Annotated in this window: 20 protein-coding genes; 11 read left to right on the top strand and 9 right to left on the bottom strand. The window is 41.3% G+C overall.

Annotation, left to right across the window (positions count from 1 at the left end; all coding sequences use genetic code 11):
- Nucleotides 1-219: a DUF3006 domain-containing protein gene (locus BS1321_RS06430; protein WP_063232237.1), complete on the bottom strand. Its 219-nt coding sequence runs from the start codon at nt 217-219 to the stop codon at nt 1-3.
- Nucleotides 220-1,059 (bottom strand): ComEC/Rec2 family competence protein, encoded by an 840-nt coding sequence (locus BS1321_RS06425; RefSeq protein ID WP_063232236.1) that lies wholly within the window; start codon nt 1,057-1,059, stop codon nt 220-222.
- 570 nt (nt 1,060-1,629) lie between these two features.
- Here BS1321_RS06425 and BS1321_RS06420 point away from each other — a divergent pair.
- Nucleotides 1,630-2,484, top strand: coding sequence for an STAS domain-containing protein (locus tag BS1321_RS06420; protein WP_063232235.1), 855 nt, complete (start codon nt 1,630-1,632; stop codon nt 2,482-2,484).
- Between the two features lie 257 nt (nt 2,485-2,741).
- On the opposite strand, the gene BS1321_RS06415 is transcribed toward BS1321_RS06420, so the two are convergent.
- Nucleotides 2,742-3,113 (bottom strand): YhjD family protein, encoded by a 372-nt coding sequence (locus BS1321_RS06415; protein WP_063232234.1) that lies wholly within the window; start codon nt 3,111-3,113, stop codon nt 2,742-2,744.
- 290 nt (nt 3,114-3,403) lie between these two features.
- Between BS1321_RS06415 and BS1321_RS06410 the strand changes: the two genes are divergently transcribed.
- From BS1321_RS06410 to trpB, 6 genes are all read left to right on the top strand, one after another.
- Nucleotides 3,404-4,018 carry a TVP38/TMEM64 family protein gene (locus tag BS1321_RS06410; protein WP_063232233.1) on the top strand — a complete coding sequence of 205 codons (615 nt, stop codon included), beginning with the start codon at nt 3,404-3,406 and terminating at the stop codon, nt 4,016-4,018.
- A gap of 33 nt (nt 4,019-4,051) precedes the next feature.
- Complete coding sequence (lepB, locus tag BS1321_RS06405) at nt 4,052-4,615, top strand: signal peptidase I (RefSeq protein WP_063232232.1); 564 nt, start codon at nt 4,052-4,054, stop codon at nt 4,613-4,615.
- A gap of 2 nt (nt 4,616-4,617) precedes the next feature.
- Nucleotides 4,618-4,791: a hypothetical protein gene (locus tag BS1321_RS27355; RefSeq protein WP_155726442.1), complete on the top strand. Its 174-nt coding sequence runs from the start codon at nt 4,618-4,620 to the stop codon at nt 4,789-4,791.
- Between the two features lie 12 nt (nt 4,792-4,803).
- The gene (gene addB / locus BS1321_RS06400) at nt 4,804-8,301 is read left to right on the top strand and encodes a helicase-exonuclease AddAB subunit AddB (protein WP_063232231.1); all 3,498 of its coding nucleotides are present in this window, start codon (nt 4,804-4,806) and stop codon (nt 8,299-8,301) included.
- A complete protein-coding gene (gene addA / locus BS1321_RS06395; protein ID WP_063232230.1) occupies nt 8,294-12,028 on the top strand; it encodes a helicase-exonuclease AddAB subunit AddA in 3,735 nt (1,244 codons plus the stop codon). The genes addB and addA overlap by 8 nt, the downstream gene beginning before the upstream one ends.
- 128 nt (nt 12,029-12,156) lie before the next feature.
- Nucleotides 12,157-13,320: a tryptophan synthase subunit beta gene (trpB, locus tag BS1321_RS06390; RefSeq protein ID WP_063232229.1), complete on the top strand. Its 1,164-nt coding sequence runs from the start codon at nt 12,157-12,159 to the stop codon at nt 13,318-13,320.
- Between the two features lie 43 nt (nt 13,321-13,363).
- Here trpB and BS1321_RS06385 read toward each other — a convergent pair whose 3' ends face one another.
- The 6 genes from BS1321_RS06385 to BS1321_RS06360 form a co-directional block, all read right to left on the bottom strand.
- A complete protein-coding gene (locus BS1321_RS06385) occupies nt 13,364-13,582 on the bottom strand; it encodes a spore germination protein (RefSeq protein ID WP_063232228.1) in 219 nt (72 codons plus the stop codon).
- 36 nt (nt 13,583-13,618) lie between these two features.
- Complete coding sequence (locus BS1321_RS06380) at nt 13,619-14,011, bottom strand: spore germination protein GerPE (protein WP_063232227.1); 393 nt, start codon at nt 14,009-14,011, stop codon at nt 13,619-13,621.
- Between the two features lie 5 nt (nt 14,012-14,016).
- Nucleotides 14,017-14,196: a hypothetical protein gene (locus BS1321_RS06375; RefSeq protein ID WP_034314611.1), complete on the bottom strand. Its 180-nt coding sequence runs from the start codon at nt 14,194-14,196 to the stop codon at nt 14,017-14,019.
- Nucleotides 14,186-14,797 (bottom strand): spore germination protein GerPC, encoded by a 612-nt coding sequence (gerPC, locus tag BS1321_RS06370; RefSeq protein ID WP_063232226.1) that lies wholly within the window; start codon nt 14,795-14,797, stop codon nt 14,186-14,188. Before gerPC ends, BS1321_RS06375 begins: the two co-directional genes overlap by 11 nt.
- Before the next feature lie 83 nt (nt 14,798-14,880).
- On the bottom strand, nt 14,881-15,087 hold the full coding sequence (locus BS1321_RS06365) for a spore germination protein GerPB (protein ID WP_063232225.1): 207 nt from the start codon (nt 15,085-15,087) through the stop codon (nt 14,881-14,883).
- Nucleotides 15,088-15,109: 22 nt separating this feature from the next.
- On the bottom strand, nt 15,110-15,331 hold the full coding sequence (locus BS1321_RS06360) for a spore germination protein (RefSeq protein WP_063232412.1): 222 nt from the start codon (nt 15,329-15,331) through the stop codon (nt 15,110-15,112).
- Between the two features lie 212 nt (nt 15,332-15,543).
- Between BS1321_RS06360 and BS1321_RS06355 the strand changes: the two genes are divergently transcribed.
- From BS1321_RS06355 to BS1321_RS06340, 4 genes are all read left to right on the top strand, one after another.
- Complete coding sequence (locus BS1321_RS06355; RefSeq protein ID WP_063232224.1) at nt 15,544-17,136, top strand: long-chain-fatty-acid--CoA ligase; 1,593 nt, start codon at nt 15,544-15,546, stop codon at nt 17,134-17,136.
- A 319-nt stretch (nt 17,137-17,455) separates the two neighbouring features.
- Nucleotides 17,456-18,730 carry an MFS transporter gene (locus BS1321_RS06350; protein WP_063232223.1) on the top strand — a complete coding sequence of 425 codons (1,275 nt, stop codon included), beginning with the start codon at nt 17,456-17,458 and terminating at the stop codon, nt 18,728-18,730.
- Nucleotides 18,731-18,770: 40 nt separating this feature from the next.
- On the top strand, nt 18,771-19,952 hold the full coding sequence (locus BS1321_RS06345) for a DUF418 domain-containing protein (RefSeq protein WP_063232222.1): 1,182 nt from the start codon (nt 18,771-18,773) through the stop codon (nt 19,950-19,952).
- Between the two features lie 134 nt (nt 19,953-20,086).
- A complete protein-coding gene (locus BS1321_RS06340; protein ID WP_063232221.1) occupies nt 20,087-20,428 on the top strand; it encodes a YisL family protein in 342 nt (113 codons plus the stop codon).
- The last annotated feature ends 39 nt before the right edge of the window (nt 20,429-20,467 follow it).

Here is a 20,467-nt window from a genome sequence, read left to right as displayed (position 1 = left end):
TTAATCTTCAAATAATTCATCCATTAAATCGTCAATCTCTTTTCTTAACTTCTCAGTGCCTTCTTTGGAAATGGTGATAGTATTACCATCGATAATCAGCATATCTCCTACTTTTGCTCCCTTGGGAAGAGAGCTTTTAGGAAAATCCTTCATGTTACCACCATCGATTTCAACGACAGCGATCTTTCCCTCGAAGCGATCGATAATTCCTTGTACCATTTATTTCACCGTCTTTACAGTAATTTTCTGACCTGTAGAAGTAAAAATAATGTTACCTGATTTATCTGTGCGATAAGTTTTGGCTTTCACTGTATTCAACCGTTTTACAACAGTAGAAGTAGGGTGCCCATATCCATTTTTCCCTACACTGATTACAGCGTATTTCGGTTTTGCTTTGTTAATGAAAGCTGAACTTGTTGATGTTTTTGCACCATGATGGCCGACTTTAAGTACATCCACACTTGGTACCAGTTTTTTAGCCAGCATATCTGACTCTGCTTTTTCTTCAGCATCACCTGTAAACAAGAATGTTTTTTTGTCGTGTTTAAGTAAAAGGACTGCACTCCAATTATTTAAGTCAGACTTAGCATATTCTTTAACAGGGGCAATGAATTTAAGGGAATTATCCTTAGCTTTAGTGTTGATTTCCACGCCAGTCTGCGCTTTTTTTATTGAAAGATTCTTCTGCTTAACAGCCGTTAAAAAGTCTTTGTATGCTTGGGTAGTATGAGAAACTTTAGGGGCGTACACAGATTTCACATTAAGCGATTTAATCACATAAGCCAGACCGCCCACATGATCCGCATCTGGGTGAGTGGATACTAATGCATTAAGTGTTTTTACCTTTTGTTTTTTTAGGTAAGCTACAACTTCGTCTCCCTTTCCTTTACCGCCACCATCAATTAAAACGTTTTCGTTACCGGTTTGAATAAGGATTGAATCTCCTTGTCCAACGTTGATGAAATGTACCTTCACATTTGAGGCTGCCTCAGTTGTTTTAAGTCCAGTGAATAAAGACAAAACAAGAACAGCAACCAGTAGAATATTAATTTTCTTCATTTTTCCCCTCCAATTAATAATTTACCATGTGTAATTGGAAAAATGGGGATTTGGACATAATTTTCTTTGGGATAAAAAAGGAAACGGGCGTCTGAATCGTGGTTAGATAAAATAATCCTGGGTATTTATGATCAAGTGTCGCTGATGAAGAAGGGGAATGCACCTTTCTCCTGAGCTTTTAGAATCGGTATGATTCATTACGTGAAAGATATTAGGAGTGAAGGTGAAGCAATCCGAAATTCAAGATTAGAAGGTGATTTTGTTTGATACTTTCATAAGATCGTTCAAATCAAAAGATAATATATGCTTACTTTAGCAAAATGCTTTATTGCACAACTAAAGCCCTTCTCGTATGAGAAGGGCTTTAGAATTAATCTAATCCCGTTACGATAAATCCTCATATTTACTGATTAAGCTTAACCTTGTCTCTCAAATAAGATAATGGATGATATTCTCTATTTCTTCTAATGCAGGTTAATAACATTCTTTTGCAAAAACGTTGTACTGACTCTAAAATGATAGTGTTGTCGAATAGTATAATAGATGAATAGAAATTAAGAGGTGATTAAAATGACGATTAATTATGAACTGACGAGCCCGACCTATTATTCGTTAAGATCTGTGTCCTCGAAAATGTTTGCCTTAATCAGTAAGCAGCTAAATGTGCAAACGGCTTATGTAACAAAAAGAGGGGAAACGGCGATGACAGTCCTCAGTTCCTATAATAGGGAAGAAGAGATTATACCAGAAGGATACAGCGTCGAATATGGAGGGACATTCTGTCGTTTAATCATTAAGAACAAAGGCGATGCTATGCATACAGCAAACTTAATGAAGGATGCCATAACAAGGGAGCTTGAAGTAACCGGTCAGTTAAATGTAAAAGGTTTCTTAGGAGTGACGTTAAAGGATTTGAAAGGGAATGTTTTCGGGACCCTTTGTGTAATGGACAAGGAGGAAAAGGTGTTTTCAGAAGAAGATTTTAACTATCTGAAATCCATGGCAGACATTTTATCCCATATGATAGAGCTCGATCAAACAAAGTATAGCATGGGCTTTTTAAGCGTACCGATCATCCCGATCACTAAAGGCATTTCCATTCTTTCGATACAGGGTATTGTTGACGGCAATCGATCAGAGCAAATCATGAGTGATGTTTTACATTCAGCAGCGGATAATGATATTGGATACTTTATCATTGATTTGTCGAAGCTCCTCGTTCAAGATAACTGTTTTCCTAACTTTCTCTTCAATATGATGAGTGCTCTTAGTTTGATGGGGGTGGAAACGATCATAACGGGTGTCACTCCAACCTTTGCCAAGGAGCATGTGAATAACTTTGATTTAAAGAATCTCAAATCTAAAATGGTTAAGGATATTCAGTATGCACTTGATTACATAGGTTATGCCTTGATTGAAAAGTAATTTCATGGCAGTAAATCCATGGTTTTGAACCTATCCAATGATAATGGAAAATCCAAACAGGTGAATGGATGTAAGTGAGTCTTATCGATCTTAATTCTGAAAAATTGAAATCCCTTACCTTTAAGCCAGGAAAGATGAGATGATTTTTTAATGGTTATACTTTTTTACATCCAAGAGCATCTGTATCCTCCCCGAAAGGCTCCAAACACCCATCCATATTTCACAGACAAACATATATGGAGGATGCATGTAACCCGCTAATTCCTTGAACGTTGTTTTTTTTCGAAAAAGTAATAACATAACAAGTCTTCGGTTTTGTTGCGAAGGCGGGGATTGAAATAATTATGATGTTCCTCGTATCCTTTATATAAAAAACAATACATCGTGAAGGATTCATCGCGTTTGATTTCACTAACCTTAATATTCTCCTTGCGCAAATAGCGCCGTACCTCGGCAAGTTCGTCTTGAACCACTTTTAAAATATGTTCGACTAGCTCCGAATAGGGCCTTTTTAATTTAAACGGACAAATTTCGATGACCTTGAGATCCCGGTTTAAGATTGTAATAACCATAGGAAGGTAGATGGCTTTTTCAATCATATTTCGGTCATCTTCTGGAATGCGGGTCATCTTGACCGCTCCTTTCTAAAATAGCACGTTTTTAATATTAGTATGTATACTTTGTAAAAATAAGAACATTTGTTCTATTTTTTATCCTAATGTATTTTCAGTGTATATGCAAGCAGTTTTGATAAATCATAAAATATTCGTTAACAAGATTATGTTTTCCGGAGATAGGGAAAGTATGAAGATATATGGATAATAATTCTTGCAATTTCAGGGGAAAGTGATATATCTAAAATAAACAGTTTTTAATAAGTTTATGCTGCTTTGATAGCAGCATGTCGAGGGAGATAATTATGGATTTGGATACTATACGTGAGTGGTTTACACTTGATCATATATCTGAACTTATTCAGCAATATCGCTCATTCGGTCCAATTCCTGGGATCTTACTGCCGATGCTGGAAGCTTTTTTGCCCTTTTTGCCCTTAGTAGTGTTCGTGCTTGCTAATGCAACGGCTTTTGGTCTCTGGTGGGGATTTTTATTTTCTTGGATTGGTGCAGTAGCGGGTTCTTTTTTAATCTTTTTGGTTATTAGAAGATATGGTCAAATGAGGTTTTTCCGATTTTTGCAAAAGCATAAACAGGTGCAGAGGTTGATGGTTTGGGTGGAAACCCATGGATTCGGTCCTTTGTTCATATTGCTCTGCTTCCCTTTTACACCTTCGGCTATCGTTAATATCGTGGCAGGACTTTCAAAAGTCAGTCCTTTGCAATATGGACTTGCAGTAGTGGGAGGGAAAGCGGTGATGATTTTTACTATCAGCTTCGTAGGTTACGACTTAGTATCCTTAATTCATAAGCCGGTGCGTACGATCATTATCGGGATCGTCATCTTTATCCTTTGGTATGTGGGTAAAAGACTGGAGGTCCGGTTAAATAAAAGCATGAAGAGGGAAGAAGGACAATAAATTAGTATATAAATGTAGTAGGGGTTGAACTAGATGGAAAAAACAAATAAGAATTCTTTATCCGATTGGATAAAACCAGCGATGATAGCTTTTGTTATTTACATCTTAATCCGTACATTTTTCTTTTCAAGCTATGATGTTGAAGGGAAGTCGATGCAGCCGACCCTTGAAGATGGAAATAAACTTGTCGTGAATAAAATCAATTACCAGATTCATGATATCAACCGTTTTGACATTATTGTTTTTCATGCGAATTCACAAGAAGATTATGTTAAGCGAGTAATAGGAATTGCAGGTGACCGAATTCGTTATAAAGATGATTGGCTTTACGTAAATGGTGAGAAAGTGGATGAGCCTTATCTTGAGAAATTCAAGGAAGGTTTCCCAGGACAGGACTTTACGGGGGATTTTACATTAAAAGAATTGACGGACATGACCAAAGTTCCGGAGGGAAAGCTTTTTGTAATGGGTGATAATCGTCTTGAAAGTGCTGACAGCCGTCACTTTGGTTATATACCGGTTGAAAATGTTGTCGGTAAAGTGGATGTTCGATATTGGCCGGTGAAAGAATTCAATTATAAATTTAAAGGTGAATGATTGTGGAAGCCCAAAGATTAGTGGGCTTTTTCTTTTGGGGAAAAACGCGAACGTACGATTGGTGTTTTTTAAAGGGAAACGGTAAAATAATAGAAAGTAAATCTAATTGGAAACAGAAACCTAGTCAAAAAGACGAAAGTATTTCTGGTATGATGGATCTAGATATTATGTTGTAAGGGGGAAAAGAGATGTCACTCCGTTTTTTACTGGGAAGATCGGGTACAGGGAAAACTTCGAATATATTGGACGAAATTCGCTCCAAATTGGCAGAAGATCCCGAAGGAAATCCAATTATCTACCTCGTTCCTGATCAGATGACGTTTCTATCTGAATATAAATTAATTAAAACACCAGGCCTTGCCGGAATGATCCGGACACAGGTTTTCAGTTTTAGCAGGCTTGCTTGGCGCGTTCTTCAGGAAACCGGGGGGATGAGCCGGCTACATTTGGACAGTGTTGGCGTTAATATGTTGATACGGAAGATCATGGATGATAAAAAGGAAGAGTTAAAGATGTTTCGTCGATCTGCTGATAAGCAGGGGTTCATTGCACAGATGGAGCTAATGCTGGCTGAGTTCAAGCAGTATTGCATCCAACCTGATGACATTCAAAACTATTTGGCCGAAACCTCACAGGCCGGCAGCGGCATTCAGGATAAACTGCATGATCTTGAATTGGTCTATCAGGCTTTTGAGGATGAAATGGTTAACAAATATTTAGATTCCGAAGATTATTTCACTTTGCTGATCGAAAAAATGTCAGAGTCTTCATATATAAGGAATGCGGATATATATATCGATGGTTTTTATAGCTTGACTCCACAGGAATTATTGATTGTGGAAGAAATGATGAAGCTGTGCAGGAGTGTAACGATTTCGCTGACGTTAGATCAGCCCTACAGACAAAATGCTCCGGATGATTTGCAATTGTTCAGGCAAACAGGAAATCTTTATCATCACCTTTATCAGGCTGGATTGAGGAATAGCATATCAATTTCAGAAGATGGAATCTTAAAAGGAACGGAAAGGTTTGGAAAGAGTCCAGGGCTGAATCATCTCGAAACTTATTTTGCCATTCGTCCTGCACAAACGTTTGAGCAGTCACCTGGTGTAACGATCGCCCAGGCAGTTAACCGCAGAGCTGAGATTGAAGGAGTTGCCCGGGACATCTTGTCGCTGGTCAGACAGAAACAGCACCGTTTCCGTGATATTGCGATTTTAGTCCGTAATGGAGAAGCATACGCAGATATTTTACAAACCGTTTTTCGGGATTATCAAATTCCCTTGTTCGTCGATTCCAAACGGACGATGCTTAATCATCCTCTGATTGAACTGATTCGTTCCACTTTGGAGATCATCAATGGCTATTGGCGTTATGAGCCGGTATTTCGTGCAATCAAGACGGAGCTTCTATTTCCGCTGCAAAAAAACCACGATAGGATGCGTGAACAGGTAGATAAGTTGGAAAACTATGTGCTGGCCCGTGGCATTAAAGGAAGCAGGTGGACGTCCAAAGATCGTTGGACCTATCGGCGTTTCCGCGGACTGGAACTCGAGGATCGGAACCAAACTGATAAGGAAATGCGGCTTGAGCAAGAGTTGAATGAGATGAAGCAATTATTTACCGAGCCCATCTTGAAGCTCTCAAAACGTGTTAAAAAGGCTGCTAATGGCAGGGAATTGTGTGAAGCCCTTTATCTATATCTTGAAGAATTGCATGTACCGGAAAAATTGGAAAAGCTGAAACAAGAGGCAGAAGAAGCAGGTGATTTGGTATCGGCGAGAGAGCATGAGCAAACATGGAATGCGGTTGTCGACCTATTAGACCAATTCGTTGAACTGCTGAGCGGGGAAGAGCTTTCCATGAAACAGTTTGCGGTAATCATTGAAGCTGGTCTGGAGTCTCTTGAATTTTCTTTGGTACCGCCGGCAATTGACCAAGTATTAGTCGCTAATCTAGATTTATCCCGTCTGGATGATGTGAAGACAGCTTTTGTTATCGGCCTGAACGAAGGGGTTCTGCCAGGAAAAGCTGTATCTGATGGGATATTTTCAGATAGTGATCGTGAGGTGCTGCTGGCTAGTGGACTTGATGTTGCCCCAAGTTCAAAAGTGCGCCTGCTGGATGAGGAGTTTACAGCGTACAAAGCATTTACAACGCCTGCTGAGGCCCTTTATTTATCATATCCGCTTGCCGATGAGGAAGGAAAGGCACTTTTACCCTCATCCTATTTGAAACGGGTAAGGGACGTATTGCCTAACGTTTCCGATGTGTTTTATATGAACGATCCGTCCGATCTGTCTGCTGAGGAACAGGTGAAATATGCTGCAAATCATGATGTGGCCCTATCGTACCTGGCTGCCCAATTGCAGCTGAAAAAAAGGAACTATCCAATCCATTCACTATGGTGGGATGTATATAATGCCATTATTGATGATGAAATGGCCGGTCCTTCAGCAACTAAGGTTTTATCGAGCCTTTTTTATCAAAATAGGACAAAGAAATTATCTGAGGAAACAAGTAAGCAATTATACGGTGAGAGCATTCATACAAGTGTATCCCGGATGGAGATGTTCAATAGCTGCCCGTTTTCCCATTATGCCGCACATGGCTTGAAATTACGGGAACGGCAAATTTTCCGTTTGGATGCACCGGATATAGGCGAGATGTTCCATGGAGCGTTGAAAATGATTTCCGATTACTTAAAGGAACATGATATTCCTTGGTCTACATTGACCTCGGAACAATGCTTGGAGTTGGCCAGAATTGCTGTGGAGAGACTTGCTCCTAAACTCCAAAATCAGATTTTGTTAAGTACGAACCGCCATCACTATTTACGCAGGAAACTGGAACACGTGATTGGACGGGCCTCGATCGTATTAAGTGAACATGCAAAGGTGAGCGGTTTTGCTCCAATCGGATTAGAACTTGGATTCGGAAAAAATGGCGAGCTGCCTCCACTTTCTTTCACATTGAAAAACGGTACGAAGATGGAATTGATCGGGCGGATCGACCGCGTGGATAAAGCGGAAGAAGATGAGGGTGTCTATTTGCGTGTGCTCGATTATAAGTCGAGTGAAAAGGAACTGAACATGAGTGAAGTATATTATGGACTCGCGCTCCAAATGTTGACATACCTTGATATCGTCGTCACCCATTCCAAGTCGCTTATTGGTAAAGAAGCGATTCCAGCCGGCGTTTTGTATTTTCATGTGCATAATCCCGTTGTCAAATCAAAGGGAATGCTCAGTTTGGATAAAATTGAAGAAGAAATTTATAAAAGTTTTAAAATGAATGGACTTGTACTAGATCATTCAAATGTCATTCAGATGATGGATACCTCGCTTGATATTGAAAATTCGGGTAAGTCGGATATCATCCCAGCTGGATTTAAAAAGGACGGATCGCTCCTGGCGGCTTCCAAAGTTGCCAGCAGTGAAGAGTTTTCGCTTCTGAATCATCATGTGCGCCGTATTTATCAGGAGGCTGGTGATCGAATGGTCGATGGTGATGTGGATATAACGCCATACAAATTAAAGGAAAAAACGCCGTGTACCTTCTGTTCCTTTAAATCTGTATGCCAATTCGACCAGTCACTGGAGGAGAACCAATTCAGGAATTTGGCACAGAAGAAACAAAATGACGTTCTTGAGCTATTAAGGGGAGAGGGGGAGAGCGATGAGTAAAACGAAAATTCCTGCTCTGCCAGGAGACGTGACTTGGACGGAAGATCAATGGAAGGCGATATGGGCTAAAGATCAGGACATTCTGGTTGCGGCCGCTGCAGGTTCAGGGAAAACAGCGGTGCTGGTCAATCGGATCATTCAAAAAGTCATTTCAGAAGAAGATCCAATCGATGTTGATGAACTGCTCGTGGTTACATTCACCAATGCCTCTGCAGCCGAGATGCGCCATCGGGTAAGTGAGGCATTAGAAAAAGCGATCAATGATAATCCCCATTCACAGCATTTACGTAAGCAGTTGAGCTTGATTAATCGCGCATCGATTTCCACACTTCATTCCTTTTGTTTAGAGGTCATCAGGAAGTATTATTATCTGACGGATATCGACCCGGGCTTCCGGATTGCAGATTCTACGGAGATCCAGCTTCTCCGTGATGAAGTGATGGAAGAGCTTTTCGAGGAGCAGTATGGCCAAAGTGATAATGAAGAGTTCTTTAATTTGGTTGATGCTTTCACAAGCGATCGAAACGATGATGCACTTCAGAATATAGTTCGATCGCTGCATGATTTTTCGCAATCGAATCCAGACCCGGACCGATGGCTCGATGGTGCCGCTAGCATGTATAAGTTGGCAGATGATGATGGGATTGATGACCTTTCGTTTATCGATTCATTGAAGTTCGATATTGGTTTACAATTGGACACTGCCAGGGATTTATTGGAACGCTCGCTTGCGTTGACTAAAGTCCCTGGGGGGCCGGCACCGAGGGCTGAGAACTATATAGCCGATCTTGCCCTGGTTGCTAAACTTTCGGAAGTGAAGGACCAATCCTGGAATGCCCTTTATGAAGAAATCCAAAACGTGAAATTTGGAACGGCAAAACGCCTTACTGGTGCAGATTTTATCAAAGAAGTTACGGATGAGGCTACCAAGTACCGGGATAAGGCGAAGAAGATCATCAAATCGTTACAGGAAGAGTTATTTTCCCGTAAACCGGAAAGCTATCTGCGGGATATAAGGGAGCTCAAGGGTTATGTCGATACACTAGTAATGCTTGTTAAAAGGTTTGATGATCGATTCTTCGCTGCAAAAGCAGAAAAGAACTTGGTGGATTTCGCGGATTTGGAACATTATTGTCTTCGGATTTTGACAGGGGAAACTGTGGATGGTGAACGAAAACCATCAGCAGCAGCCGTCGAATACAGGAACCAGTTCAAAGAGGTACTTGTAGATGAGTATCAGGACACGAACCTGGTTCAGGAATCCATCTTAAAACTGGTGACGGCTGACGGCGAATATAATGGGAATCTTTTCATGGTAGGCGATGTCAAACAGTCCATTTACCGGTTCAGGCTTGCGGAACCGAATCTCTTCCTTGGAAAATACACACGTTTTACCCATGATGGTGTTGATTCCGGACTGAAAATTGATTTAAACCGCAATTTCCGGAGCCGAAAGGAAGTTCTCGATGGGACCAATTTCTTGTTTCAACAGTTGATGGGCATTACAGTCGGTGAGATTGATTATGATGAAGATGCCCAATTGAAAAAAGGTGCCCCATATCCCGAAGACGATCCAAACCCGATCGAACTCCATTTAATTGATGGAACAGCCGATCCGGAAGCTCATACGGAAGCGGAAGGATCGGATGGCGGGTTTGAGGCTGAGGAGCTTGAAAAAGCGCAGCTCGAAGCAAGGCAGATGGCAAAGCTCATTAAAAAGGCTATAAGCGAAAAGCATCGGATATATGATACGAAAACCAAAAAGTACCGCTCTGCCACTTATCGAGACATGGTCATTCTTCTTCGTTCGATGCCATGGGCACCCCAAATCATGGAGGAATTTAAAAAGCAGGGAATTCCAGTCTATGCCAACTTGTCGACAGGGTATTTTGAAGCGACCGAAGTGGCCATCATGATTTCCTTATTGAAGGTGATTGATAATCCGCAACAGGATATCCCATTGGCATCCGTTCTCCGTTCACCTATCGTCGGACTGGATGAAGAGGAGATGTCACAGGTGCGTTTATTCCATACAGGGAGCTACTACGAAGCGCTAGCTGATTTTTATAGAAAGAGTGATCCGGAAGAACATCCGGGGCTTTATGAAAAAGCCTCAGCTTTTTATAAAAAACTAGTGAAGTGGAGGAAGCTTGCCAGGCAGGAGGCATTATCAGATTTGATTTGGCTTCTGTACCGCGAAACGCAGTTTTATGATTTTGCAGGTGGGATGCCGGGTGGCAAACAGCGTCAGGCCAATTTAAGAGCTCTGTATGACAGGGCAAGACAATATGAAGCGAGTTCTTTCCGCGGTCTGTTCCGTTTCCTGCGGTTCATAGAAAGGATGCAAGAACGTGGAGATGATTTAGGGGCAGCTCGGGCTTTAGGGGAACAGGAAGATGTAGTCCGGCTGATGACGATTCACTCCTCAAAGGGGCTTGAGTTCCCGATCGTTTTCATTGCCGGTCTTTCCAAGCAATTCAATATGATGGATTTACGCAAGCCCTATTTACTGGATAAGGATTATGGCTTTGCGGCAAAGTATGTGAATTCTGAATTACGGATAACTTATCCATCCCTCCCTCAATTGGCTTTTAAGAAAAAAAAGCAGCTTGAATTAATTGCCGAGGAGATGCGTGTCCTCTACGTGGCGCTTACAAGGGCTAAGGAAAAGCTTTATTTGATTGCCAGTATCAATGATGCAGAAAAAACGCAGCAGAACTGGGAAAGTAATGCGGCACATGGAGATTGGCTATTAAAGGACTATGTTCGGGCAGGTGCAAAAAGTTATCTTGATTGGATTGGTCCATCCCTTGTCCGACATCGGGATTCTCTTGGTGCTGCTGGTCAGGGCTTGGAAATGGAGTCGCATCCATCGAATTGGTCCATTTCCGTCATTCCAAGCGAAGAGCTTGCTGTTCTGGATGAGGAAGAGGCACTAGTTCAAGAGCAAATACTTGATCATGTCCAGAAATCGGAGAAGGTCGGTATCGTTTCCGAGTTTTATGATGATATCAAGGAACAGCTAGAATGGGAATACCCCGAACATGAGGCGACGGTGTATCGTTCCAAGCAATCCGTTTCTGAACTAAAACGTCAATATGAACTTAAGGACGAGCAAAGCTCCACAGAGTTGTTGCGTAAATTTAAGCGTCCTATCACGAAGCGGCCGACTTTCATGCAAGAAAAGTCACTAACTCCTGCTGAAAGGGGTACGATTACACATTTAGTCATGCAGCATATTGATCTATCTAATGAGATTACCATTCAATCGATTCAGGAACTGATGGTTGATTTGATTCAACGCGAGTTGTTGACGGAGGAACAGAAAGAAGCTGTGGATCCGGAGACGATCGTCTATTTCTTTGACAGTGAAGTTGGGCAAAGAATGCAGAGGGCCGAAAGCATTCGCCGTGAAGTGCCATTTACGATGTCGTTGCCTGCAAAGGAAGCTTACAGCGATTGGGCAGCTGGAGATGAAGAGATCCTTATCCAAGGTGTGATTGATTGTATCTTTGAGGATGAACAAGGTCTTGTGCTTCTAGATTATAAAACGGATACAATCACCGGCCGTTTTGCTAGCGGGTATGAAGGGGCTAAAGAGATTCTTGCCGATCGATACCGGATGCAGCTTCAGCTCTATACGAGGGCTGTTGAAGGGATAATGAATAAGAAGGTCACCGGCCGTTACTTGTTTTTCTTTGACGGCTCGCATTTATTGGAAGTATAAGAGAGAAGGAGTGTCCCATTGATGTGGGATGCTCTTTTTGATTAAATAAACAGAATAGTTTGAAAAAGTATAAATGCTTACTATATACTAGTGGAGAAAAATACCTTTTTAAAGGAGTAGAGAAGAGTATGACGAGTGAGATCAAGAGCAAGGGATACTTTGGTGAGTTCGGTGGAAGTTTTGTACCGGGTGAACTACAGGAAGTTATGGATATTTTAGAAACGGAATTCCTGAAATATAAGGATGACCCGGAATTCATTGAGGAGTTTCAATATTATCTGAAAGAATATGTCGGACGCGAAAACCCGTTAACACTTGCAAAGAATTTAACGAAAAAGGTTGGCGGGGCAAAAATATACTTGAAGCGTGAAGATCTGAATCATACAGGTGCTCACAAAATTAATAATGCGATTGGACAAATCCTGCTCGCTAAACGTATGGGTGCAAAACGCATCATCGCAGAAACTGGAGCTGGACAGCATGGTGTGGCGACTGCGACAGCATGTGCGATGTTTGGCATGGAGTGTGTGATCTATATGGGTAAGCTGGATACGGAGAGACAGGCATTGAATGTCTTTCGGATGGAATTGTTGGGGGCAAAAGTCGTAGCGGTCGAAAAGGGACAGGGGCGATTGAAGGATGCCGTTGATGAGGCATTGAATGATTTGGTGCAAAACTATGAAAATACTTTTTACTTGCTTGGTTCAGCAGTAGGACCACACCCATTTCCAACGATCGTTAAGCATTTCCAATCAATCATAAGTGAAGAATCAAAGCGCCAGATCCTTGAAAAGGAAGGAAAACTGCCAACTGCCATCATTGCTTGTGCAGGAGGGGGAAGTAATGCGATTGGTGCTTTTGCTCATTATATCGATGAAGAAAATGTCCGTTTAATTGGTGTAGAGCCAATTGAAGCCCCAAGTATTTCGCAAGGGGTACCGGCAGTATTGCACGGATTCAAAAGTTTGACGTTAGTGGACGAACAAGGGGAACCAAAACCGACATTTTCCATAGCCGCCGGTTTGGATTACCCAAGCGTGGGACCCGAGCATAGTTTTTTAAAAGATAGCGGACGAGCGGAGTATGTGACGGTAAAAGGGGAAGAAGCTCTTGAGGCTTTTCAGGTATTATCCAAAATAGAGGGAATCATTCCAGCTCTCGAAAGCTCACATGCTCTAGCTCACGCCATGAAGCTCGCAAAAGAGTTAACAAGAGATGATATACTGATCATTAATTTATCAGGCAGGGGAGACAAAGATGTTGAGCAAGTATTTAACATGTTAGAAAAATAGGCCGAATTTAAAAGCCTCCCTGGAGATGGGAGGCTTTTTATTTCTAATTATTCCCTGTAATGGGCTGGTCGATCCCATTGATATCAAGGACATTGCTTCCATTCAGGCCATTGGCCGTAAACACGATTGCAGCTGTGTTCCCTGAACCGGATCCGGAAACCGATTTGGAGGAAGACTTAGGGGAAATGACGGCGCAATCACCGAATAACAGGTTTCCTTCCGCGACATTAAATATTTGAACTGGGCCGATAATGGCGGGCATATGAACCCCTCCTTTAAAAGTTTAAGTGTTGTTGGTTTAATCCACTATTGGTGTCTCTTCGATTTCTTTAGGAACCTCCCGAATATGTTTCACTCTTGATTCCATACGTGCATGGCCTACGTTCCCCACACCAACCACAGATGAGGATGATATCCCGATTATATTGATATTGCCGACCCGTATGAAGGGATTCGGGTTTGAAAATCTTGATATGACGGGTTCATTCAATCTCGGGATATAAAATGGTTTTTTAAAAATGTCATAGTCTTCGAAATGAATATCCACTGAATGGAAAGTTTCACTTTTCTTTTGAATCGCTAAAGCCAGGGCATTTCCGTCAATATATGAAGTATCCCCGATTTGCAGGGTGGAGCTGAATGATACCGTGTCGGATAATAAAGATTTTACTTTTGATATTCTAGAAAACATGTTATTTATCCTTCTGGAGAAAGCGGCACGAATGGCCCGATGATAAGGGATTCCGGCGGGGTATCGAATGCTGAGGATAGTTGGACCGTTTGTACATCCCCTATGAGAAATAAAGCAGAGCTCGCTACACCGGTAATTTTAATATCTCCTACGCAAAGCTGGTGATTGGTTACATTAAACTCCATTTGGATTTCCTCCTGTCTCGGCTTGTGAATGGGTAATGAATTGAAATAATGCAGTTTGAATATCGGATTTCACCTTTTCCCGGACCTTTTCCTTGATATTATCCCTTTGCTGCGGTGCACGTTCGGCGTAAGAAAGATTATCGAAATACATATTGATCCGTTGATGAAGCTGGCGTTCGACGTCCTGCTTTATGAAGTCATGATAAGAGGGTTCCAATGATATTTTCAGCTGGTTTTCCGCATCGTTGATCATAATTTCCAAGTCTGAAAGTATATCATTGTAAATTTCCTGGACGACGATTTCCCTCCCTGGAAATAGGTTAGGTGCAGGTGGAACGGGTTGGTTGTTGACGGCAAATTCATCAATGTTGTTAAGGTCAGTTGGATTTAAACCGATATTCAATGTTCCATCTAAGGATTCGACTTTTAACTGATCGAATTTATATTCAATTTTATCTACATGGATTGGCGGTTTATTTTTCAGCTCAGCAAGTTCATCTGTCAGGCGTTTGAGTTCGTGTTCAAGTTTCATGATCCGTTTATCCTGGGCTTCAAGAAAACGCTGCATTTGTATGGAATATGAATATAGATCCTGATTCACGATTCAACACCTCACCTTCACAATAAGTTAATTTCATATATGACAGTATATGAAAAAGTAGGATGTAGGTGAATGCCTATGAACTAGGAGGGGGTAAATGGGACGAAACTAGTTAATGGGGTTACATCAGCTTCAATTTGTGGAGCAGGCTCAGTGTATCCTCCGGTATTGGCTAATGTGGAATATGGTTTAATAACCCCGGCACTTCCTATTTGAAAAACGGATGAATTGGCGATGCTTTCAATTTTTATCATATTGATTTGTATGGTCTGGTGAATATTGAAGATCATGCTGACTCCTTTCTTAAAAACATTAGAGATTTAAGACCAGTGGCTGATCAATACCATCTGTATCATTTGTATTTGTGGTGCTATAGGCATTATAAAGGGATATGGATTCACCCGTATTAAACGAGCCAGCACCTGCAAACGTTTTTGAAGTGGAATATGGACTAATTTTAAAGACGTCACCAATATGGACAATTCCACTGCTACCGACGTTGATGACTTGAACGATTCCTACGATGGCCGGCAAGAAAATCACCCTTTTTTCATTCTGTTTTTCCCCTTGAATCTCAGGCCATGAGCCTATCATTGAAGGGAGTTTCAATGTATTGTATGTTGACTCTTGATTGATGTGATTCATCTGCCTATCCAATACATTGTTATATAACAATGGTGGGTATTGTTGAAATATGGTAATATAATTCTAATTCAGAATTTTCAAATAAAATAAGAGGTGAAGAAATGAACGTACCATTAGTATTATCGCATTTCTTAGATCGAGCAGCCTTACTATATGGCAATAAGAAAGCCATCATTGGAGATGACAAGGTATTAACCTACTCAGAGTTGAACGGCCGTGTAAACCAGCTTTCAAATGGTTTAAGGGATCTTGGAGTCAAAAAGGGTGATAGGGTGGCATATTTGGCACCTAACTCAGTTGAAATGCTTGAAGGTTTTTATGGGGTATTTCAACTTGGGGCCGTAATCGTTCCATTGAATATCCGCTTGAAGCCTGCCGATTATGTATTCATTTTGAACCATAGCGAGTCAAAGGTCCTTTTCGTAGATCAGGAATTGTATCATCTAATTTCCCCTGTCAAGGATGAACTTGAATCAGTGGAGCACATAATCGTTCATTATAAAGATGAAGAGATAAATGAAACCGATTACAACCGTTGGCTGGAACGTTATGATAACATGAGCTTTAACCGGGAGTCAGTGGATGAAAATGATGTTTCGAGCCTCCTTTATACGAGCGGGACCACAGGAAATCCCAAAGGAGTGATGCTGACTCACCGCAACAACTATTTACATGCCCTAGGTGCGATGCATCATTTCAGGGTCAATGACCGCGATACATATTTGCATGTACTGCCGATGTTCCACGTGAATGGGTGGGGTGCCCCATTTTATTATACGGCAAATGGTGCCACTCAAGTTTGTTTGAGGAAAACCAGCCCCGAAAGGATATTTGATGCACTGCAAAAGCATAAGGTTTCCATAATGCACATGGCACCAACGGTTCTGAATTCCCTGTTTCAATATTATGAACGGAATGTTCCGAATATCGAGCAGGATATCCGAATCGTTGTTGCGGGTTCCGCACCGCCTCCTGCATTCGTTACAAGGGTGGAAAAAGAGTTAGGCTGGGAATTCATTCAAATTTACGGAATGACTGAATCAACACCTGTTAGTCTGATATCGCTGATTCGTTCTGAATTCGAAGATCTTTCGGAAAAAGAAAAATACAGAATGAAGGCGAAAGCCGGATATCCCATCATAGGCAGTGAGGTAAAGGTTATCCATGACAATGGTGAGGAAGTTGCCCATGATGGCGTGGATATCGGGGAGCTCATCGTCCGCAGTCATGGAGTGATGTTAGGTTATTGGAAAAATGAAGAAGCGACCAGCCAGACACTGATAAATGGATGGCTGCATACTGGGGATATGGCCACAATCGATGAAAATGGTAATGTTGATATCGTTGACCGCAAAAAGGATATAATCATTAGTGGCGGAGAAAATATCTCTTCCATAGAAGTGGAAGGAATACTCTACGAACATCCGGACATTCTTGAAGCGGCAGTCATTGCCGTTCCACATGAAAAGTGGGGAGAGACGCCGCATGCCTTCATTGTGCCAAAACCGGGTGTGGAATTAACGGAGGATGATATAAAGATCTTTACACGTGAAAAATTAGCTCATTTCAAATCAGTTACCAGTGTGTCGTTTGTCGGGGAGCTTCCTAAGACGGCATCGGGGAAAATACAAAAAATCCATCTCCGTAATGATTACTGGGAATCTAAGGGGAAAACAGGCAGATTCGTTAATTGATGCTCGCTAACGCTGTTCAGAAATGATCAGCGTTTTTTTCTGTTTGCCCTTTAAATTCGGTTTCATATTAAGCTATGAAGATATCGATCCTGATGAAATGAAAATTGAGGGGACACTGATATGTTTCCATTCGTAAATAAGCCATAGTAACTCATTCCATTGTGGATAAGGGATGGTCATTCAAGAGCATTGAAATTTGTTTCGATAAAAAGCTTCCAGTTTAATGATAAAGTGTTACTATTATAAAATATTTCAAATTATTATAATTTTTCTTTTTCATCATGTTGATTCTAAGAGTTTTGGATTGTGGGGGAGAGCATTGAAACGTATTCATTATAGCTGGGTTATTTTAATCATAACATTCTTCTCGATTATTGTAGCCGGAATCGTTAGGTCATCATCGGGAGTATTCATCGTACCATTTGAAAATGAGTTTGGGTGGGACCGGTCCGTCATTTCTTTAGCCTTCGCCATAAGTCTTTTTCTTTATGGATTATCGGGTCCATTCATGGCCGCTCTAATTGAAGTGCTTGGATTAAAGAAAATGATGGTATTGGCCATGTCCACTTTATTGGCAGGGGTTTTCCTCACTTTTTTCATGGAGCATGAGTGGCAGCTCATTCTAATTTGGGGAATTATCATTGGATTGGGCTCTGGAGTGTTTTTAACGGTATTGAGCCCATATGTGGCAAATCGTTGGTTCGAGAAAAGGCGGGGGCTGGCGGTCGGGATACTAACGGCAAGTACGGCCACAGGTCAGCTCATTTTACTTCCGGTTTTAGCTATCATCATTGAGAATTACTCGTGGAGATGGGCGATTGGATTAATTTTGGTACTTAGCTTGATCATGCTGGCAATCATCCTTTTATTCATGAAAAACAATCCGAAGGAAGTAGGCACTCTTCCATATGGATTAGAAGAGGAAAGTCAGGGGGCTGTTACAGTCCAAAAAAAGAACCCCATCGCCATGGCTTTTCAGTCGTTGATTGAAGCAGTGAGAGTGAAGGAATTCTGGTTATTGGCAGGAAGCTTTTTTATATGCGGACTTTCAACGAGCGGGTTGATTGGCACACATTTCATTTCTTACTGCATTAGTTTTGGTTTACCGGTCGTGACGGCAGCATCACTGCTATCTTTCATGGGAATCTTTGATTTGATTGGTACGACTGTATCCGGGTGGTTATCAGATCGTTTTGATAACCGTTGGCTGTTGTTTTGGTATTACGCTCTGAGGGGTGCTTCCCTCGTATTACTTCCTTTTGCTCTTAATGAAGGCTCAATCGGTCTATTGATCATATTCTCCGTTTTTTATGGCCTGGATTGGATAGCCACTGTTCCTCCTACCATAAGCATTTCAAGGCAAATCTTTGGCATGGAGAAAAGCGGGATTGTATACGGTTGGATATTCGCGGCCCATCAGGTGGGTGCAGCAGTGGCGGCGTACGGTGGAGGGCTTATCTTCAAAATATTCAACTCCTATACATGGGCATTCTTCCTTGCAGGAATCTTTTGCTTATTGGGCAGCTTGTTTGTCATATTGATAAAAAAGCAAAAAGCGGTCACGAAGGTTAAAGATGATGTAATGGAGTTATAGAAATGATGTTAAATCTGTATGGATGAAAGAGGGTCTACCTATGAAGGGCACGATGGTTCCATTGCAGGAAAGTAAACGGATCGTAAGCATCGACATTTTACGTGGATTAGCCATTTTAGGGATTTTTTTAGTGAATATGCCTTCTTTCCACTCTCCACTCTTGTACATAGATGGTGCCGAGCGGTGGTCCGGAGGATGGGACAGGATTTTGTACAGATTCAGTGATATTGTCGCACAGGCCAGCTTTTATCCGTTATTTGCCTTTCTGTTCGGTTTCGGGGCAATCATACTAGCTGTAAGGAGTGAAGAAAAGGGTATTTCATTTCCTTTACTATATATTAAAAGGCTAAGTTTCCTGCTGATACTTGGGTGCATTCATGCCTTTTTCATCTGGCATGGGGACATCCTCATTAATTATGCTGTATTTGGCTTTGCCTTTTTATTTTTTTATAAGATGAAGGGCAGGAATTTAATTCTGCTAGGCTCGGTTTGTTATGTCCTGCCTTTTGCGATATTGGGTTCACTATTTCTTATAATGGGCATTTTTGATAGGGAAGGGATGGCAATTACGACTGATTCGGCGATGATGAAACAGTCTTTGGAAGTTTATCAATCTGGTACATTTACGGAAATAATGAGTCAAAGGGCACTAGATTGGTATATGGTGAACAACCCTTTTAATGCCATTATCCTTTTTTTATCGATTTTTCCGTTTTTTTTAATTGGAGCAGGGGTTGCAAAACAAGGCTTTCTCAAAAAAACAACTCAATATAAACGACAATTGAAAGCGATATCGATTGTAAGCTTGCTGTTGGGCATGTCAATTAAGATACTGCCATATGTGACGGTATACCATTTTGGTACGATATTCGTGCAGGATTATTTGGGAGGACCGTTACTTACGATTTTTTATATCACGGCAATCGCGCTTTTGGCGGAGCAGGCAGGGGCTTCCCGCCTTTTACACCCGTTTTCGTATATCGGAAGGATGTCGATGAGCAATTACTTGTTCCAATCGATGGTATGTACGGCCATTTTTTATTCATATGGTCTTGGTTTATATGGATCAGTCTCTTATACGACAGGTTTTGTTTTCTTAATAGCCCTGTTTTGCCTGCAAATTCTGCTTTCCTTATTGTGGATGGGGCTGTTTAAATACGGACCGGTTGAATATATATGGCGTTTTGTTACATATGGTAAAAAGCCGGTTATGCGCCGTTGAGGACCAGTTAAGAAGAAATGTAAATGATGTTCATTAAATTGTTGATTTTACCCATTCAGGTGAATCCTTAGTTTTGTTTTTTTGTAAAAGCCTATGATATGATGATATGGAAACTGAACGAGGGGGCAAAAAAAATGACACATATGCATATTACAGCTTGGGTTATCGGAATCATTCTTTTCTTTGTCACATATTCGATGCTTAAAGGTGGAAATCCGAAAGCGAAAATGCTACATATGATAACAAGGTTGTTCTATCTATTGATTTTCCTTACTGGCGGTATGCTGATCACTGATTTTGGTGCTTACGCAGTAAAAATGATTGTTGGAATCATCGTGATTGCGGCAATGGAAATGGTGTTGGTCCGTACGAAAAAAGGAAAAAGCACAAGTGCCATGTGGATATTGTTCATCGTAGCACTTATATTCGTCCTTTATTTAGGGCTTTCACTGCCACAAGGAATGGACTTTTTTTAATAAAGAATTAAAGCGGGTAAATGAGGAGATCTCATTTAC

The sequence above is a fragment of the Peribacillus simplex NBRC 15720 = DSM 1321 genome (genome assembly GCF_002243645.1).
GTDB lineage: Bacteria > Bacillota > Bacilli > Bacillales > DSM-1321 > Peribacillus > Peribacillus simplex.
This window is presented reverse-complemented; position numbering and strand designations above follow the sequence as displayed.

What these genes read in the sequence shown, in the direction of transcription:
- BS1321_RS06375 (WP_034314611.1), bottom strand. Translation starts at nt 14,196, where the DNA reads ATGGAGTTTAATGTAACCAATCACCAGCTTTGCGTAGGAGATATTAAA.
- BS1321_RS06355 (WP_063232224.1), top strand. Translation starts at nt 15,544, where the DNA reads ATGAACGTACCATTAGTATTATCGCATTTCTTAGATCGAGCAGCCTTA.
- BS1321_RS06420 (WP_063232235.1), top strand. Translation starts at nt 1,630, where the DNA reads ATGACGATTAATTATGAACTGACGAGCCCGACCTATTATTCGTTAAGA.
- BS1321_RS06340 (WP_063232221.1), top strand. Translation starts at nt 20,087, where the DNA reads ATGACACATATGCATATTACAGCTTGGGTTATCGGAATCATTCTTTTC.
- trpB (WP_063232229.1), top strand. Translation starts at nt 12,157, where the DNA reads ATGACGAGTGAGATCAAGAGCAAGGGATACTTTGGTGAGTTCGGTGGA.
- BS1321_RS06430 (WP_063232237.1), bottom strand. Translation starts at nt 219, where the DNA reads ATGGTACAAGGAATTATCGATCGCTTCGAGGGAAAGATCGCTGTCGTT.
- BS1321_RS06380 (WP_063232227.1), bottom strand. Translation starts at nt 14,011, where the DNA reads ATGTTTTCTAGAATATCAAAAGTAAAATCTTTATTATCCGACACGGTA.
- BS1321_RS06345 (WP_063232222.1), top strand. Translation starts at nt 18,771, where the DNA reads ATGAAGGGCACGATGGTTCCATTGCAGGAAAGTAAACGGATCGTAAGC.
- BS1321_RS06365 (WP_063232225.1), bottom strand. Translation starts at nt 15,087, where the DNA reads ATGATCTTCAATATTCACCAGACCATACAAATCAATATGATAAAAATT.
- addB (WP_063232231.1), top strand. Translation starts at nt 4,804, where the DNA reads ATGTCACTCCGTTTTTTACTGGGAAGATCGGGTACAGGGAAAACTTCG.
- lepB (WP_063232232.1), top strand. Translation starts at nt 4,052, where the DNA reads ATGGAAAAAACAAATAAGAATTCTTTATCCGATTGGATAAAACCAGCG.
- BS1321_RS06385 (WP_063232228.1), bottom strand. Translation starts at nt 13,582, where the DNA reads ATGCCCGCCATTATCGGCCCAGTTCAAATATTTAATGTCGCGGAAGGA.
- BS1321_RS06415 (WP_063232234.1), bottom strand. Translation starts at nt 3,113, where the DNA reads ATGACCCGCATTCCAGAAGATGACCGAAATATGATTGAAAAAGCCATC.
- addA (WP_063232230.1), top strand. Translation starts at nt 8,294, where the DNA reads ATGAGTAAAACGAAAATTCCTGCTCTGCCAGGAGACGTGACTTGGACG.
- BS1321_RS06425 (WP_063232236.1), bottom strand. Translation starts at nt 1,059, where the DNA reads ATGAAGAAAATTAATATTCTACTGGTTGCTGTTCTTGTTTTGTCTTTA.
- BS1321_RS06410 (WP_063232233.1), top strand. Translation starts at nt 3,404, where the DNA reads ATGGATTTGGATACTATACGTGAGTGGTTTACACTTGATCATATATCT.